Origin of the sequence: Pseudomonas sp. R3-57 (assembly GCF_051132065.1) — a bacterium.
Taxonomy (GTDB): Bacteria; Pseudomonadota; Gammaproteobacteria; order Pseudomonadales; family Pseudomonadaceae; genus Aquipseudomonas.
Genome location: NZ_CP071655.1, coordinates 3,841,601 through 3,858,478, shown reverse-complemented (window position 1 = coordinate 3,858,478; position 16,878 = coordinate 3,841,601). Strand labels below are relative to the sequence as shown.

The window sequence follows — 16,878 nt, the reverse complement described above, 5'->3', positions numbered from 1 at the left end:
TATGGAGTTGAAGTGGACGAGCAAAGGACTTTCCGATTTGACCAGGCTTTACGAGTTCTTGGCAGCAGTCAATCAACCTGCCGCTGCACGTACTGTGCAACAGCTGACTGCTGCTTCTGCAATGCTATTGGCCAATCCGCGCTTGGGCGAGCGTCTGGAAGAGTTTGAACCGCGAGATGTGCGAAGGATTCTGGTAGGGCACTACGACATGCGCTATGAGATTATCGGTCCGACTATCTACCTGCTGCGCCTTTGGCACACCCGCGAAGAACGATAGCCCGTCGCCGAATTCGCATTTACAACATTGCAACAACCGCCACTCCGGGTCTGGTCTAGACTCATGCCGCTCGATCACGAGCCCTATCCGGAGTGCGCCATGGAAGTGCCCAATCCCAAAACCGCCATCGAGAGTAATCGACAGGCCTGGAATGATTCCGCTCATCACCATCAGAATTCACCGGACTGGCAGGCCTTGCTCAGCGACGTCGTGCAGGCGGATTTTTCCTGTCTCGACGAAACCCTGAGCGGTTTGCTGGAAGTCGACGGCAAGGACGTGATTCAACTGGGCTGCAACAACGGTCGGGAAAGCCTGTCGCTGTTTGCCCTGGGTGCGCGCAGTGTGGTCGGCGTCGATCAGTCGGCAGCCTTCCTCGAACAGGCCCGCGCGCTGAATGCTCGCTCACCGCATCCTGCCGAGTTTGTCGAAAGCGATATCCATCATTTGCCTGCGTCATTGCATAACCGGTTTGACGTCGCCCTGATCACCATTGGCGTGCTCAACTGGATGCCCGACCTTGGCGAGTTTTTTCGTCATGTCGCACAGGTGCTCAAACCGGGTGGCAAGCTGGTGATCTACGAGACCCATCCGTTTCTGGAAATGGTCGATCCTGCTGGCGAGGACCCTTATCGCCTCGCCAGCTCGTACTTTCGCGCCGAGCCGTTTGTGCAGAAAGAGCCGATTGTCTACGTCGGCAAGGTTGAACAGCAGGCGGCAAAGTCGTACTGGTTCGTGCACACCCTTGGCGCGATATTCAGCGGGGTGATCGGGGCGGGGTTGAATGTCGCGCACTTCAGGGAATATGCGCATTCGAATCGGGAAGAGGTGTATGACCGCTATATGAACCAGACGGCGCAGATGCCGATGTGTTTTACCTTGGTGGCGAGCAAGGTCTGAGCACCTTTATTGCGACGACGGGCCTCTTCGCGAACAGGCTCCCACAAAGGACAGTCGCGGTACGCGAGACCAATGTGGGAGTGTGCTCGCCAAGAGATCTATGGTCGCATCAGAACTCAGGAAGCCGAGTGATTGATCACATGCCCCGGTTGTGCGCAAAGGTCCATGCCGAGGGCATGAATCACTTTCAGAACTGTATCGAAGCGCGGTTTTGCACCCGGCGCGAACGCCTTGTACAGACTCTCGCGGCCCATGCCTGAGCTTTTGGCTATCTGCGTCATTCCACGGGCCTTGAGCACATGGCCGATCGCGCGAAGGAACTCTTCGTTATCTCCGTCAGCGAGTACCTGAGACAGGTATTCGCTGATGGCTTCGTCGCTGTCCAGCAGTGATGCCATGTCGAAATTGGTTAAAGCCTGACTCATGGTCATACCTCCTTGGCCATTTTTTGTGCGCGGCGGATGTCTGCGCTTTGTGAAGATTTGTCGCCTCCGGCCAGCAATATGATCACTGCACCGTTGCGTATCGTGAAATACACCCGGTAGCCTGGACCGATATCCAAGCGCATTTCAGATACACCGTCACCCACCGATTTTGCATCGCCGAGATTGCCTGTTGACGCCCGATCGATACGCCGAGCGATGGCCACTTTGGCCTGAAGATCTCGGATCGAGCGGTGCCAGGCCTGGAAGGTTGCGGTTTGCTGGATAAGATAAGTCATTACCTGACTGTATCCAAGTAGATACGGATAAGCAGTCAGTCAGGTCTTTACTGCAGGTTGGAGAATTCGTCGGTGAATGTAGGCAATGAAGCTATGGCTTGTGGGAGCAGCGGGTATGGCTACCGGCCTCATCACCAGCGGGCCTGATGGTCGAGCCATCGTTGTGGATGTACTCGGTTGCACTGTGGGAGCCAGCCTGGTGGCGATGGCTTTCTTTCAGGTGCTGAGTTTTTTGGTTTTGGGTACATATCCGTTGCTTCGGGTGCTGCGGCTGGCGGTTTCGCCTGACGGCGACTCACTTTTTTTCAAACGCCAAAAAAAGTAAGCAAAAAACGCTTGCTCCTACGTTCGGCCCTCGCAGGCTCGGGTCCCTTCGCTGCGGGATCGATCCGGGCGCAGCGGCTACGGTTTGCTTCGCTGCACCTACTTCCGCTGTGTCTGGCTTCGCCAGACGGTCGCTGCGCTCCCACGCCCGGATCGATCCTTCCACTCAGCCTTCCGACGTCGCCGGTGGATCAAGATCAAGAGCACTCGAGCTAACGCTCATTGTTGAGTGGTTAGAAGCGGTTGTTCGGCTTTGGATTGGTGGTGTGGCTGCCCCTCACCCCAGCCCTCTCCCCCTGGAGAGGGAGCCGATTTGTGGGCCGTTCAAAACCTGAGTTCGACTCGGTGTTGCGCGTTGGCGCATCTCTTTCATCCACCCCGGTCAGTCCCCTCTCCCTCTGGGAGAGGGCTAGGCGGGCGGCGTTCCGATGAGGGGCTTTTGATTTTCAGGCTGAGTTCAAGCATTGCCTGACCTGCGCCATCGCCAGCAGGCTGGCTCCCCCAAGTTGAAGTCGCTCCAACTGAACAAATGCAATCAACATGCAGGAGCTTGCCTGCAAGCGATGGCGGCCCCATGGCCGCCGCTTGCGGGGTGAATTACGCCTGTGCCGCCGCGCTCACTACCGGTCTTTCCGGCTTGCGCAGTGCTTCCAGTCTTGACTCGCTGTAGCGCGTTTGGCGGGTGAAGCGCCAGTGCCCGAACAGGTCGTAGACGTGGGTGATCCGCCCTTGTTCCTGATAACCCAGGCGCATGTGCATTTTCAGGGCTTGAATATTGGCGCTGTCGCAGATATCCACGACTTTCTTGAAGCCGCGGGCCGCCATGACTTGCCAGAGTGCGACCTGTGCATCGACGGTCAGGCTACTGCCAAAATAGTGCCGGGTAATTTCGGCACCGAACTGGAAGTATTCACCGGGCTGGACCGGGAACGTGCAGCGATAGAAGTGGCGGTCGTAATAGTCGCGTGCGCTGGCCCAGACGAAACCGACGGTGTGATCGTCCTGGTCCAGGTACATGTGCCCCGTATGTCCTTCAGCGGCCAGTTCGGCCATGGTCTGCACGCGGTCGCCAAAGTACTTGCTGAAGGCCTTGGCGTTTTCCTCGGTGATGTCGACCCTGCGCAAACCTTCACAGGGGCGCAGTTTGTTCGGGGCAATCGGCGTGACCAGATCGCGCTCCATCCAGAGCAATTTACGATGAGCGAATATGTAACGTTTCCCCAGCGCGCCAAGGGTGCGGCGCAGGCCTTTTTGTTTGATGCGCAGAAGCAGTTCTTCGATGACGTTCATGATGCTCTCCGAGGCGCTAGCCCAGGTGTGGGGGATGATGTTGCCGGTTGAGTTGCAGATGTATCTGTTGCCGCCGGGTTGCCCGCACGCTGTGCGCGTCTTTTTTGCAAGGCCGGTTTGACGCAGTACCAAAGACGTAGCGCAAGGCCCAGCAGCAAGCCACTGGGGCGCCATGAGTAGAAGCTCCAGCGCCAGTGTTCGAGTTGTCCGGTCATGCGCTCGTGCAATTGATGGCTGGAGTTCTCCAGGCTGACCCGCGACGCATCGATCCAGTGCCATTGTTCGTCCAGGCCCCAACGAATCCATTCCTCCAGCAGCACGCGGCCGCTGCCCAGATCGGCATGCTGCGGCAAGAACGCAAGGTTGTAGTCGTAGAGTCGGCCCTGCTCGAGCAGGCCCAGCCGATAGCTGATGCAGCGACCGTCCAGCTCCAGCGTCACGACCCGCACCAGGCCCTGAGCGGCGAGGGCGGTGAACGCGCTGTTTATCCACTGACGACTGTGTTCGGTGGCGAAGATCCCGACACCTTCGTCACCTTTCCAGCTGACCGACTCGACTGCCTGCAATGCCTGTAAAACCGTGGGCATCGACAGCGCATCGGGGGTGATTCGCCGTACCTGGGCGCCGCACGCGGCAATCCGTTTGCGCGCCCGCCGCAGTTTGTAGCGCGGGTCGCCGGAAACTTCCTGACGGTCAGCTTCGCTGATCAGGTGCACCGGCACCCGGCAACTCAGGCGCCGTTCGGCAGTGGAGCTGCGCGCCATCCACTGGGTGAGTGCACTTTCTTCACCGGCCGGTTCCGACAGTTCATTGAGTTGCAGCAGCGCATGGGGCAGGCGCTGACGGATCAGCCCCAGCGCCTCGCGCATGTCCTCGGCGCCGAGCAACGACAGCAGCGCGAGCCGATCGGCCAGCGGATAACCCAGGTGATGCAAGACGCGAAAGGGCACCCCAGCGAAGCGTTCGCGGCTGGCCACCAGCGGCAGGCACAGGCGCAATGTGTCTGCGTCCCAGCCGAGCAGAATGTGCAGGCGCTGATCCTCGGCCAGGGCCTGCTCGGCCGCGCACAACCAGCCAAGGTTATTGAACGGCGTATGGTCGGCTACGTGCAGGCGCAGTGCTTCGTAGGCGTTCGCCGGGAAGTCCGCTGCGCACAGGGAGGTGCGCCATTCGAATCGCATCGCCATGGGTTCAGGCCGCCGTTGCTTCGACAGGTGGACGGGAAGGTTTGCGCAGCGCCGCCAGGCGTGAGCCGCTGTAGCGGGTTTCGCGGTAGAAACGCCAGCGGCCGAACAGCGTGTAGATATTCATGATCCGCTGTTGTTCGGTATAGCCCATGCGCAGGTGCAGCTTGAGCGCCGGGATGTTGCTCGAGTCACAGACATCGACCACTTTGCTGCATCCTTGCACGGCCATGGCCTGCCACAGGCGCACTTGCACATCGACGGACAATGCCGTGCCCCAGTAGGCGCGGGCCATTTCCCCACCAAATTCGAAAAACTCGCCGGGCTTCACCGGGAACCGGCAACCGTAGTAATGCCGATCAAAATAATCGCGCGGCGTACCCCAGATAAACGCCACGGCATCGCCGTGCTCGTCGACATGCATATGCCCGGTGTGACCTTCATCGGCCAGCTCGGCCATGACCCCGACCCGGTCGCCGAAGTAACGGGTGAAGGCGCTGGCGTTGTCTGCGGTTATGTTCATTACGCGCAGCGGCGGGTAAGGCTTGAGGCTGTACGGCGGCACCGGACTGACCAGATCGCGCTCCATCCACAGCAATTGCTGATGGGCGAAAATGTACATTCTGCGGATCTTCGTCAAGGTCGCTCGCAGACCTTTGCGCCGGATATGTCCGCTGAGTTTTTTCAAGGTATCCATGGTTTCATCTCCTGCTGAAGGTGCCACGCGCAGCAATGACGCTCGCAGGGCGGAAGGGCGGTTCATGACGCGCTCCAGTTCAGGGCAAACAGGGTTTGCCCCGGTAACTCGAAACGCACGCGGCCGTTTTCGCAGGCAAACGCTGCGTCGCGGCTGCGATTGTCGGTGCCGAAAAAGCGCAGGACGCCGTGGTTCAGCGGGCACTGGGCGCCGCTCAGGTCAACACGTTGCAGGCGTGTGCCTTTGTTCACCCCGAGCACAGTGCGCTGCGCGTCGCCGGCCATCGCCAGCACGTCCACTTCAAAGGCGTCGTTATCCAGTTGCAGCACTTGCGGCAGCCAATGCCGAGCGATGAATTGCTGGGCAAGGCCTACCGGTTTCAGCTCGAAGCGACCGTCGCCCGACACGCGCGCCATGCCCTTGGCGTAGGGCGGTTCATCGGCTGCCTGAAACCAGTTGAGCATGCTCAGCAGACCATCCTGAGAAGCGTTGATGACAACCGAGGCCCACCACAGCGCGGCGTAGTGAGTTTCCTGATCGTACGGGCTCAGGCTCGAGCCGCTGGACAGGTTGGTCTGATCGAGCAGCAAGGCCTTGCGCGGCTGACCGTTTGCGTCGAGGCCGACCAGATCGGCGGCGCGGCGCACGCTGTCGCGGTAGACCCGGGTTGCCAGCAGGTCGCGAATCATCCATTCGTGCCAGGCCAATGCGTCGACCTGATCGGCGGATTCGCTGAGCATTCGGCGGGCCCAGTCGATGCCGCGTTTGCTCGCCGCGTTGCGCGTGAACGGCCCGTTGACCAAGCGTGAAGTGGCGGGCATGGCGATGCGCACGCCGGCCTTGGCATTGGCTGGGTCGCTGCGCACCTGGCGGGCCATGCTGACAAAGATCGCCCGGTAATCTTCGTAGCTCGAATAGTTGAGATTCGGCTCGTCGGCGAAGCCGATGTAATGCGTGCCTTGACCACCCAGTGCGCGTGTAGCGGCGAGCCACGCGTCAAGACCGTTGCTGCTTTGCACGTCGGCACGCAGATTGGCCTGACGCCCGGTGCCGGCGAGCAGGGTGATGTCCTGACGGATGCCGAAACGAGACTGATAGAGCTGACGAACCGGGTCTTCGAAACCGGCCTTTTTCGAAACAACGTCAACGTAGCTGTAATAACTCGCTGCGGTCGGTTTCAACGCATCCAGTGCGGCGTAACTGGTGGCGGGCGGCATGAGATTGGGCAGGGCTATGCCCAGATCCGGCGTGCGCCCAAGGACTTTATCGTGCAGGGTCAGTCGTACCTGGCCCGGATCTTCACGCAATGGCTGGAGCTGCTGGGGGTTTTGCGCAAACAGGTTGGCCGTGCCGTCGAGCCAGAACGCCGCTTTGCCGCTGCCTTGCAGGCGCAAGCGCCAGACCTGGACCTGGTCGCTGACCGGCAAGGCGATTTGATCGAATTGCCAATAGGCGGGGTGACGCTTGAGGGGCAGTGACAGCTGTTGGCCGTCGTCCACGCGCTGTGCCTGCAGTGCGTTGACGCCGCCATGGTACTTGCCGTTCAGCACCGCACGTTCGCCCGGTGCGACCTGGAAAAACAGCTCAGCGCCACTGCGCGTTTCGACACTGAAGTGCACCTTGGCCGGACTGAACAGCGCCACGGTCTGGTCGTCATGTTCGACGCGGTAACTGCGAAAGCTGTAGCCGGGAATCTCCAGACGGTAGCTGGCCGCTCCCGGCACCAGCGGCCAGCGCTGTGAACCGCGCACCTCACTGGCCTTGATGAACCGGTCACCTTGCAATCGGCCGTAGCCGTCGAGCAGGTAGATATGCTCTTCATTGGCCTCGGCCTGCCATGCCGGAACCCAGCTCACGGTGACGGTGTCCGGGCGATCGGCTTGCAGATACAGACTGCCGTCGCGGATGTCGCTCCACTGCATCGGCGCAGCGAAGCCGTTCAGCGACATGCCGAGTCCGAGCAACAGGGCCAGGCGCTTCATGCGGCTTTCCGGCGTTGCAACATCAGCCACATCGGGCTGATGTCAGCGGGCAGGATGAACAGCGTGTGCCGGAACGCCACGCCGCTGAGCTTGCAATACAGCACGAGCATCGCCAGGGTCACTGCCAGATAGGCAATCGAGGACGCTGCTGCTGCGCCGACGATGCCGTAGCTCGGAATCAGCAACAGATTCAATGCCAGATTGAGTAACGCACCCACCCCCATCATCAGCGACACGGTGGCGGGGCGATTTTTGCCGATCAGGTCCAGGCGCAGAATGCTGGCGTAGCACAGGCCCAACAGCCCCGGGAGCAATGCCAGCAACGCCGGGTAGGCCGGTTGGTAAGCGACACCAAACAAGGTGACGATCAGCCACTCGCCGATCAGCGCCATGGTAATGCAGGCGCCGAGCATCACCGTGGCGGTCAGGCGCAGCGCCAGCGGCGTGACCTTGTCCATGCCTTTGTCCTGTTGCAGCAGACGCTTCATCAGCGGTGTGGTGACGGTTTCCGGAACGATCAGCAGCAGTTCGGCGGCGGCGCTGGCCATGGCGTAATGGCCGAGCGCGGTGCTGCCCAGAAGGGCCCCGATAAACAAGTAATCGGAGCGCAGAATGACCTGTTGGAACAGCAGATCCGGATGGCTGCGCGCACTGAATCGCAGCAGCTCGTTCTGGCTCGCACGATCCCATTGCAACTGAGTTGGCTGTGCGCGTTTGAGCCACATCCAGCCCACCAGCACCACCAGACTGATGCCGGCCAGCCAACTGATCAGCGCGGCTTCGAGTGCGGCCTCTTTCCACATCCAGAACAGCGCGACAAACAACAGCAACGGCGCCAGCGATTCGATCAGGCGCAGGACGTTGAACGCGACCACACCACCCGAGGCGTTGTGCAAGGTCAGCAGGCCGCTTTTGAGTACCGTCAGCGGCACCGCCAGCAACAACAGCCACGCGAGCAACCCAAGTTGCATCGTGACATCCAGTTCGCTGCCGAATTCTCGCGCCAGCGCCACCACCAGCAACGTCAGCAGCCCCGCCAGCAGACAGCCGAACACCAACACCTGAGCGAGCAACAAGCCCATCGGCCGCTGATTGGCCGCTTGATAACCGACCGCCGAATTCAGGCCGCCGCTGGTGGCCGCACTGATCAGATCCGGCAGGGTGCTGAGCAGGGCGAACAAACCGCGCTCACTCGGCCCGAGAATCCGCGCCAGCAACACGTTGCGCAGCAGGCGCAAGGCGATCATCGCCAGTTTGGTGCCCATGCTCAGGGCGAGGTGCTTGAGGTAGCTGCCGCGACTCATGGCCGTGCCCCGCGAAAGATCCGTAACGACAACAGTTCCGGATTGCGCGCGGTGCGCTGGCTGACGCCGAAGCGTGGCAGGTTCAGCGGATCGCCGGCGCCGCGATAGAGTCCTGTGGTGGTGCCCAGGGCAAACGGATAGTCGTGATTGGCAACCTGCTCACGCACGCGCTCGTCGTTGTCGCCGTTGGGGTAGCAATACACCGGCAATGGCCGATTGCAGCCGTTTTGCAAGGCGCCACGGCTGCGGCTGATTTCTTCGTGCAGACGCACGTCGTCCAGCCCGGTGAGGATCGAGTGACTGGCGCCGTGCGGGCCGAAACGCACCAGGCCGGAGGCTTCCATGGCGCGCACCTGATGCCAGTCCAGCGCTTGCGGCAAGGAATCCGGCGGACACTCGTTGGTAAGACGTTCAAGTTCCTGCGGATCGAGGCTCTTCAACCCTTGCAAATAATGCAGCAGCGCCACGCTGCGCCGGTCGACGTCGATATCGTCGAGCAGCACCGGTAACGGATGACCGGTGATGCGCAGGTGCTCGATCAGGTGCATGCGGGCCTTTTCGCCATGACTGCCCCACAGCGTTTCCCCGACGCTTTCCCACCAGAAGCGTTGCCGGCTGCCAATGAAATCGGTGGAGAGAAAAATGCTCGCCGGCACCTGCTGTTTTTGCAGCAGCGGATAGGCATTGACCGCGTTGTCACGCCAGCCATCATCGAAGGTCAGCGCTACACGCGGGCGCTCGGTGCGCAGGGCGTTGGGCTGCAGCAATTCCATCAGCGGCACGCAATCGAAATGCTTGCGCAGCCATATCAGCAAATGTTCGAACGCCTGCGGACCAACGCACAGTTCATTGCGGTGCGGCAGGTTGGCGGCACGGTCGTTGCCCAGCACCCGGTGGAGCATCAGGATGACCCCGGCCCCGTGCAACTGGTTACGCCCCACTGACGAGTTGAGATAAAGCCAGCCGCTGGTGCGTTTGAGCAATTGTTTGATCGCCATGGCGTGCGTCCTCTCAACGATTCTGGTCAGGGTTCCACTGCGCGTACCGTTGCCCGCGCAGGAACTGCCACAGGCCGGCGCTCATGCCGGCCAGCGTCACCAGCAGGAATGCCGCGAGGCGGAACGGTTTCGGCAAACGGTGTTGCGAATCCAGCAGGCCGGCGATGGCAATCGAGTAACCGATCAGTTGCGCGACCAGACTCAGGCGATAGAAACCGTGTTCGTTCCACAGCCAGAAATTGCTCAGCAGCAGCGGCAGCAACAGCACCGGCGCCAGTCGCCGGATCAGTTTGTGGCTGATCAAAGCGATGGAATACAGGCCGTGCTTGAACGGGTTGAGCAGTTCGCGGCGTTGCGCCAGGCTCTGCAGGCCACCGACCGTGACCCGCTGGCGGCGACGCCATTGCTTGTCCGCTTCGTCGACACCCTGGTCGATCACCTGGGCCTCGGGCACGTAGACAATGCGTTTGCGCGCCACCGGTGCGCAGGTACTGATGAAGAAATCATCGTTGACCTCGGCCGGCACGGGCTGGAACAACTCGCGGCGCAGCGCAAGCAGCGCGCCGTCGGCGGAGACCATGCAGCCGGTGCGATTCTCGACCCGGCGCAACCAGCCTTCGTAATGCCGATAGAGGCTGTCGCCGATGCTCAGGCCGCCACCGGTGACCGGGATCACCATATGCCCTGCACAGGCCCCGACTTGTGGATCGTTCAACGGCGCGAGCAAGTGGCCGAGGGTGTCGCGCGACCATTGGTTATCGGCGTCGGTAAACACCAGAATGTCGCCGTTGCTCACGGCAACCCCCGCATTGAGCGTGGCGGCTTTGCCCTGGCGCGGCAGGTCGAGCACGGTAATGCGCGGATCAGTCACTTTGTGCGCGCAGGCCACGGTGTCATCGGTCGAACCGTCGCTGGCGAGAATGATCTGCAGCGTGGCCGGCTGATAATCCTGGGCCAGCAGCGTGCGCAACTTGTGCTCGATATGCCGCGCCTCATTGTGCGCGGCAATGACGATGCTGATGTTCAGCGGCGGCGCCGGGGCATGCCGCCAGGCCGGGAACAGCGGCGCCAGCAAGGTCAGCAGCAGCGGATAGCCGATGTACGCGTACACCGGCAGCAACAGGCACAGGCAAAAAATGAGTTCAGCCACGGGCGGGCCTCCTGGCGTTCCAATGACACAGACCGAGAATCAATGCCGCGCTGGCCAGGTGCAGACGCACCCAGTGCAGGCCCCAGAGTTGCAACGTCAGGCCGAGGTTTTGCTGGCGAATGCTTTGCCGCACGCTGAGCAGCAGACTCGGTAGCAGGCCCAGCATCAGCAGCAGCAACGCCTGATTCGCGTAGCCCGTGAGCAACGCGAGGATCGCCAACGCATCGAGCAACCACACCAGCCCTGACAGCAACGGAAAACGCAGCAGGCGCAGGCTCATGCCATGGGCGCGGAGCAATTGCAGATGACTGCCCTGACGCCACAGTTCCTTGCCGACCCATTCGCGCCAGGTCATTTCATAGCCCCAGTGCAGGGCGACGCTGCTACTGACCGACAGCAGGCGCGCACCGTGTCCGTGCAGACGCAGGGTGTATTCCTTGTCCTCACCGGTGCGCAGGGTTTCGTTGAAACCGCCGGCATTGTCGAACCACTGCTTGCGCATCAGCAGGTTGGCACTGGGCAGCCAGTGCACGCTGCGAGTGGCGCGGCCCGATGCAGACAAAGAGCGGCGCTGCCAGGCGGCGGCGAACCATGGCGCGGCGGCAGGGGTGTGCAGGTCCAGGCCGAAGACGTCGCCCTGGTCGCTCGCGGCCAGGGCGAACATTTGCTTGAGCCAGTCTTCGGGCATTTCGATATCGGCGTCGATGAACGCCAGCCAGTCGCCGCTGGCAACTGCTGCGCCACGGTTGCGCAAGGCGCCGATCAGCAGGCCGGGCAGCACCAGAACTCGTGCGCCGAATGCGCGGGCGATCTGTGGTCCGTCGTCGATGGAGCCGTTGTCGACCACGATCAGTTCACAGTCGATGTCGGCGGCATTCGCCGCTTTGCGCGCGGCCAGCAAGGTGCGGCCGATGTGCCGGGCCTCGTTGAACATCGGCATGACAATGCTGATCCGGCTCATGTTCTGGCCTCCGGCAGCGCTGCCTGCTCGGCTTTCACGCGCAGTACCCAGGTCAGCGCCAGCATGATCCACAGGTATTTCAGGTTCGGCGCGCTGAGGAACATCAGGAACAACGTCAACGACAGAAAACTCATGCCCAGGTGGGTGACCAGATCCGCGTGCTGCCGCTCGCGCCGCTCAAGCCACGCGCCCCGTGCGCGGATCAGGTTGTAGAAGCCCTGCACGAGCATGCCGACAAACAGCAGGCCGGCGGGAATACCCAGTTCGCTGAAAATCTCCAGATACGTGTTGTGCGCCCGCCGATACAGGTCGCCGATCTTGCGGTTGGCCGAAAACGCCTTGGCATAACCGGTGGTTGCGTAGTGCAACGGAAAGGTGCCGGGGCCGGAGCCGAGCAGCGGATGCTCGCGGATGATCTGGCTGCCGACGACAATGTACGAGGCGCGACGGCCGAGGGATTCGTCCTGGGCCTTGGCCCCGGCGCTGAGGATACTCAGCGACTGGATGCGTGCCAGATAACCGGCCGGCATCGCGTAGATCGCCAAGGGCAGAATGATCGCGGCGCCGAGCATGGCGAAGCCGAAGTGCCGCGGACGAATGCGTGTCAACTGCTGGCGGTAATGCCAGACACCGATTGCCAGGCTCAAGGCCAGCACCACCAGGCCTGAGCGCGACTCGGTTTTGGTCATGCCGCCCAACAGCAAGAGGCAGCAGCCTCCCCAGAACAAACGGTGCAGCAGGTTCGGGCTGCGTATCACCAGCAGCAGGCCCAGCGGCACGGCGAAGGCGATCAGCAACGCAAAGGCGTTCGGGTCTTCGAGCAGGCCGGCGGCGCGGCCCTTGTCCTGGAATCTGCTGGAAAACATCGCCATGGCGCAGGTCGTGCTGACGCTGAGGGTGACCAGTCGGGCGAACAGGTCCAGATTCAATTCACGGCCGATCAATAAGGTAATCACAAACAGCAGCAGGCCCACGCTCAGTTCACGCAGATGACTTTGTGACATGCCCAGGTTGTCGGTGGCGAACAGGCTCAGCATATACAGCGCCATAAAGCCGATCAGGTAGCGCCACAGATTGCTGCGCAGGCGCTGCGATGGAATCTGATGCAGCGCCAGTTGCAGCATCACGATCACCGCCAGCGAAGCACCGAGCAACTTGCTGCCCGACACTGAACTGTCCTTGAAGAAACCTTCGAACGGTACCAGCGCGGCAATGCCCAGCAGACCCCAGGTCGGTTTGCGGTACAGGACGGTAAAACCGACCAGACCAATGACGGCCCCCGGTGCGAGATAGGGCCAGGGACTGGCCAGCAAACCCAGGCTGACCAGTGCGAACAGACTGACGATCGAGAGCGGGAAAATCATGCGCGTGCCTCCCATGCCGTGTGGATGTACAGCTGCGACCAGCGTTCGGCCAGGGCCTTGAGGTCGTAGCGCTCCTGTTGTGTGCGTCTGGCGTTGTCGCGCAGCTGCGCGGCCAGTTTCGGTTCGGCCAGCAAGGTGTCGAGCTGGCGGGTGAGGGCGGCGGTATCGGTTGGCGGCGCGAGTAGCCCGTTGACGCCGTGCTGCAAGACATCGGGAATACCGCCGACCGCGAACGCCACCACCGGCACGCCGGCCTGCATCGCTTCAAGCAGAATCATCGGCGTGCCCTCGGTGCGCGAACTGATCACCAGCGCATCGAGTTGTTGCCACCAGCCTTGCATCGCCGTTTGATAGCCCGGCAGGCGAATCCGCCGCGGCAAACCGGCAGCGTTGATGCGCGCCTGCAAGCTCTCCCGTTCCGGGCCGTCACCGAGCATCACGGCGTCCAGTTGCGGGTGCTGATGACACAAGGGAATCAGCGCATCGAGAAACAGATCCGGGCCCTTTTCACTGCTCAACCGACCGACGTAACCGGCCAGCCAGCGTTGCCGATCTGCCACCGGCGGCATGGCTGGCGCCGCTGGTAAACCGTTGGGAATCACCTGTAGTTTCTCCGCCCGCACGCGGGCCTCGAGGTGCAGCGCGGCGATGCTTTGCGCCACGCAAACCACCCGTTTCACCGCTGCGGTGCGGCACAGTTGCAGGCTCAGCCAGGTGTAGAACTTCTGCTTGCGACTGCGCGGCGTGAACCCGTGCTGAGTAATCACCAGCGGCAGGCGCAACAGCGTTGCGCCAACCCAGCCGAACAACAGCCCTTTGAAGTTGTGCGTGTTGAGCAACGGCTTGTCGCCCCGGCGCTGCCGCAGGTGCCGCAACAATTCGCCCAGCCCGGTGCAGTAGCAAGCGTCCACCCCAGCCTCACGAAAGCGCGCGATCAGCTCTGGCGGCGCGTCGAGAAACAGCACCTGATGCTGCCCCGGCGTCGCCAGGCAATGATCCAGCAACATTCGCTCGGCCCCGTAGAAGCCGCCGCTGCTGAGCAAATGAATGATCGGCAGCGCGACGTAAGGGGTGGACACCGCGTTCAATTGCGCACCCAGTGAACCAGGCTCGGCATGGTCCAGTTCTTGTGCGGATTGCCCGCCTGTGGCGTTTCTTCGTTGAGCACCAACAGCACCGGCAGGCCCAGTTCGTGACTGATTTGCGCCGGATGCTTGAAGCGATGGTCGAAGAACTCACGTACGTAGACGAACGCGATTGCCAGCAACAGACCGGTGAACAGCCCGAACGGGATGATCAGCATCGGCTTGGGAAAAGCCGCCTCGGTCGGTTCATACGGCGGACTGAGGACACGAGCGTTGGACAAGTCGTTATCCAGCGCGCGGGTCGTGCTGCTTTCGGCAAAGCGTTGCGCATAGGTAGAAAACGCCGCGTGCAACGCGCCGATCTCGGTGTCCATCTGGCGCAGCTTGCTTTGGGTCTGCTGCAATTGATGGATGCGATTCTTGAACTCGGCAATGCGCGCGGTTTTCTGCTCGATGACCTGGCTGACCACCGACAGGTCAATCGTACGTTCCTGGATGCGGTTGTTGACCACTTTGAGGAACTGCTGACGCGTGCGGGCAATCTGCTCGCGGGCCAGCAACATCGGCTCGCTGCCCGGCTGGAATACCGCCAGGTCATTCATGTAGCGGCTGACCTGAGTGGTCAGCGCCTCGCCCATTTGCCTGATCTCGCGGTCCTCGAAGGCAATGTTGTCCACCGTCGTGGTGAAGGTGAACGGAAAGGTGTAGTCATTGAGCTTGTTGGTGTTGGCGGCGGCCAGGCTGGTTTTCAGGTAATCGAGCCAGCGCTGGCTTTGCAGCAAGCGATCGCGATACAGGTTGAGTGCCTGCTCTTCGGTGTTGATCGCGTTGAGGCGGAAGGTGATTTCTTCTTTCGGATCGGACGAACCGACGCTCTCCAGCAGGCCCAGCCTCGCGCCTTCCAGGCCATCGAGCCGCACCTGATATTGATGCTTCTTGGTCTCGTAGAACGAGTGCGGCAGCTCGATCGATTGCAACGCCTGACGATCGACCAGATAGTTTTGCAACAACGCGGCCACGAACGTGGTGCCTTGGGCAGGATCAGGGAAGCTGTAGACGATCGAGATGACATTGGAACCCGGCAGGGTTTCGATCTTCAGATTGTCGATGGCTTCCTGGGTCAAGCCGTCCAGCGCCGTGTCGCGCACCGGATCGGTTTCCATGCCCAGTGCATCACGCAGCGGATTGATCACGTACTCGCGCAGTGGCGTGCTGACGTAACGCTTGAACGGCTCGCCGGCCAGCTTGCTGAGCATCCCCGGCGGCGGGTTGTACTGGCCCTTGTCGCGCAGTTCGCTGATGGTCTGACGGATCAGCGCCGGCGAACGGAGGATATTGCTCTCGGTTTCCATGTCCGCCAGCGATGGCGGAATGAAGGTGGCGTTGTCCTGGGTCAGCGAGGTGGTCGCATCGCCCTGAGAGAGTTTTTTCGACTGCACGATCACCTGCGCGGTGATATCGAAGCTCTGTTTGAGCAGCAATGGCAGGAGCAGGGCGATCACTGCAAAGGTCAGGAAGATGCGCTTCACCAGTTGCTTGTTGGCGAAGAAAATCCTGAAGAACTCGTGCAGGTAATTTTCTTTTGGATTCATGTCGGTCACCTGAGAGTCAGTTGTCACTGCCTTTGTTGTCGACGCGGTAGCCGAAGCTGAAACCGACGCCCTGGAACAGCACCACATCGGCCAGTTGGCGGGCGAGTTCGCCGGCGCTGGCCAGTTTGGTTTTTGGCACGTAGAGCATGTCGTCCGGCTGCAGATAGGCGATTTGTGGGGCGTCGCCAGACAAGGCCTTTTCGACGTCGTAATTCATCGCCTGCACTTGATTGCCGTTGCGCCGCATGATCACGACCGAATCGAGCCGCGCCTTGACGTTGGTGCCTCGCGCCAGCGTCAGCGCCTCGAGTACCGACACCGGTCGCCGGATGGGGTAGGAGCCTGGCTGCGCGACTTCGCCGAGCACGTAGATCTCGTTGCCGGCGGTGGACTTGAGCAGCACGTCGACGGTCATCCGCCCCGGTAGTTGCGCGTATCTCTGGTTGAGAAAGGTTTCCAGCTGATTGATCGTCATGCCTTGCAGCGGCACGGCGCCGATTTCCGGGAAACTCGCATAGCCGTCGGTGCCGACGGTGATCTCGCGACTCATGCCGGTGGCCGGGTGGTTCAACGCGCTTTTGAGGTTCTGCTCGTTGCTCAGCGGGCTGAGAATCTGCACCGCGAGCTGATTGCGGTTGGGCTGGAACAATTGCTTGCGCTCATACGCGCGCTGGATTTCCTGCCGCGCTTCTTCGCTGGTCAGCCCGGCGATTTTCACCGAAGTGTTGGCGCCCGGCAGTTCGATGGTGCCGTCGGGCAGCACCAGTTGCGTGCCGTTAAGCTGGCTTGCGGCGGTGAAGTTCAGGCCGATCTGGTCACCCGACTGCACCCGGTAAGCATCCGAGCCGCTGGTGCTGATGTGGAAAATCACATCGAGCACGTCTTTCGGGCGCAGGGTCTGCTCGACACGCGGCATGTCGGTGGCCTGGGCATTGGCCGGGGTGGCGGTGAGGATATTCACCGGCATGTTGCGGGTCTCGGAAGTGCTGGAGCAGCCCGCAAGCGGCAGCATCAGCAGGACAAGCATTTTGGCGTTCATGGCGTCATCCTTC

Annotated in this window: 17 protein-coding genes; 3 read left to right on the top strand and 14 right to left on the bottom strand. The window is 61.4% G+C overall.

The features are described from left to right. Position 1: 1 nt before the first annotated feature. Both J3P93_RS17255 and J3P93_RS17250 read left to right on the top strand, forming a co-directional pair. Entirely contained in the window at positions 2-277 is a 276-nt protein-coding gene (locus J3P93_RS17255) for a type II toxin-antitoxin system RelE/ParE family toxin (RefSeq protein ID WP_434589984.1), read from the top strand. A 99-nt stretch (positions 278-376) separates the two neighbouring features. Further along, entirely contained in the window at positions 377-1,174 is a 798-nt protein-coding gene (locus tag J3P93_RS17250) for a class I SAM-dependent methyltransferase (protein WP_434589982.1), read from the top strand. Positions 1,175-1,290: 116 nt separating this feature from the next. Here J3P93_RS17250 and J3P93_RS17245 read toward each other — a convergent pair whose 3' ends face one another. Together J3P93_RS17245 and J3P93_RS17240 are read right to left on the bottom strand one after the other, a co-directional pair. Beyond that, entirely contained in the window at positions 1,291-1,599 is a 309-nt protein-coding gene (locus J3P93_RS17245) for an addiction module antidote protein (protein ID WP_203421557.1), read from the bottom strand. Positions 1,600-1,601: 2 nt separating this feature from the next. Further along, positions 1,602-1,895, bottom strand: coding sequence for a type II toxin-antitoxin system RelE/ParE family toxin (locus J3P93_RS17240; RefSeq protein WP_434589978.1), 294 nt, complete (start codon positions 1,893-1,895; stop codon positions 1,602-1,604). Between the two features lie 115 nt (positions 1,896-2,010). Between J3P93_RS17240 and J3P93_RS17235 the strand changes: the two genes are divergently transcribed. Further along, a complete protein-coding gene (locus J3P93_RS17235) occupies positions 2,011-2,220 on the top strand; it encodes a hypothetical protein (RefSeq protein ID WP_434589975.1) in 210 nt (69 codons plus the stop codon). Between the two features lie 596 nt (positions 2,221-2,816). On the opposite strand, the gene J3P93_RS17230 is transcribed toward J3P93_RS17235, so the two are convergent. The 12 genes from J3P93_RS17230 to J3P93_RS17175 all read right to left on the bottom strand — a co-directional run bounded on the left by J3P93_RS17230 (position 2,817) and on the right by J3P93_RS17175 (position 16,865). Further along, entirely contained in the window at positions 2,817-3,509 is a 693-nt protein-coding gene (locus J3P93_RS17230; protein WP_434589974.1) for an N-acetyltransferase, read from the bottom strand. Beyond that, positions 3,506-4,696, bottom strand: a complete 1,191-nt coding sequence (locus J3P93_RS17225) for a GNAT family N-acetyltransferase (protein WP_434589972.1) — start codon at positions 4,694-4,696, stop codon at positions 3,506-3,508. Before J3P93_RS17225 ends, J3P93_RS17230 begins: the two co-directional genes overlap by 4 nt. 4 nt (positions 4,697-4,700) lie before the next feature. Then, complete coding sequence (locus tag J3P93_RS17220; RefSeq protein ID WP_434598426.1) at positions 4,701-5,390, bottom strand: N-acetyltransferase; 690 nt, start codon at positions 5,388-5,390, stop codon at positions 4,701-4,703. 62 nt (positions 5,391-5,452) lie between these two features. Next, entirely contained in the window at positions 5,453-7,372 is a 1,920-nt protein-coding gene (locus J3P93_RS17215) for a hypothetical protein (RefSeq protein ID WP_434589970.1), read from the bottom strand. Beyond that, the gene (locus J3P93_RS17210) at positions 7,369-8,676 is read right to left on the bottom strand and encodes an oligosaccharide flippase family protein (protein WP_434589967.1); all 1,308 of its coding nucleotides are present in this window, start codon (positions 8,674-8,676) and stop codon (positions 7,369-7,371) included. The genes J3P93_RS17215 and J3P93_RS17210 overlap by 4 nt, the downstream gene beginning before the upstream one ends. Beyond that, entirely contained in the window at positions 8,673-9,674 is a 1,002-nt protein-coding gene (locus J3P93_RS17205; RefSeq protein ID WP_434589965.1) for a polysaccharide deacetylase family protein, read from the bottom strand. The genes J3P93_RS17210 and J3P93_RS17205 overlap by 4 nt, the downstream gene beginning before the upstream one ends. 13 nt (positions 9,675-9,687) lie before the next feature. Beyond that, positions 9,688-10,824, bottom strand: coding sequence for a glycosyltransferase (locus J3P93_RS17200; RefSeq protein WP_434589964.1), 1,137 nt, complete (start codon positions 10,822-10,824; stop codon positions 9,688-9,690). Continuing rightward, positions 10,817-11,785, bottom strand: a complete 969-nt coding sequence (locus J3P93_RS17195) for a glycosyltransferase (protein WP_434589962.1) — start codon at positions 11,783-11,785, stop codon at positions 10,817-10,819. The genes J3P93_RS17200 and J3P93_RS17195 overlap by 8 nt, the downstream gene beginning before the upstream one ends. Continuing rightward, positions 11,782-13,149, bottom strand: coding sequence for an O-antigen ligase family protein (locus J3P93_RS17190; protein WP_434589960.1), 1,368 nt, complete (start codon positions 13,147-13,149; stop codon positions 11,782-11,784). Before J3P93_RS17190 ends, J3P93_RS17195 begins: the two co-directional genes overlap by 4 nt. Next, complete coding sequence (locus J3P93_RS17185; protein ID WP_434589956.1) at positions 13,146-14,237, bottom strand: glycosyltransferase family 4 protein; 1,092 nt, start codon at positions 14,235-14,237, stop codon at positions 13,146-13,148. The genes J3P93_RS17190 and J3P93_RS17185 overlap by 4 nt, the downstream gene beginning before the upstream one ends. After that, entirely contained in the window at positions 14,234-15,826 is a 1,593-nt protein-coding gene (locus J3P93_RS17180; protein WP_434589955.1) for a GumC family protein, read from the bottom strand. The genes J3P93_RS17185 and J3P93_RS17180 overlap by 4 nt, the downstream gene beginning before the upstream one ends. Positions 15,827-15,842: 16 nt before the next feature. Further along, complete coding sequence (locus tag J3P93_RS17175; RefSeq protein ID WP_434589952.1) at positions 15,843-16,865, bottom strand: polysaccharide biosynthesis/export family protein; 1,023 nt, start codon at positions 16,863-16,865, stop codon at positions 15,843-15,845. Positions 16,866-16,878 lie beyond the last annotated feature (13 nt).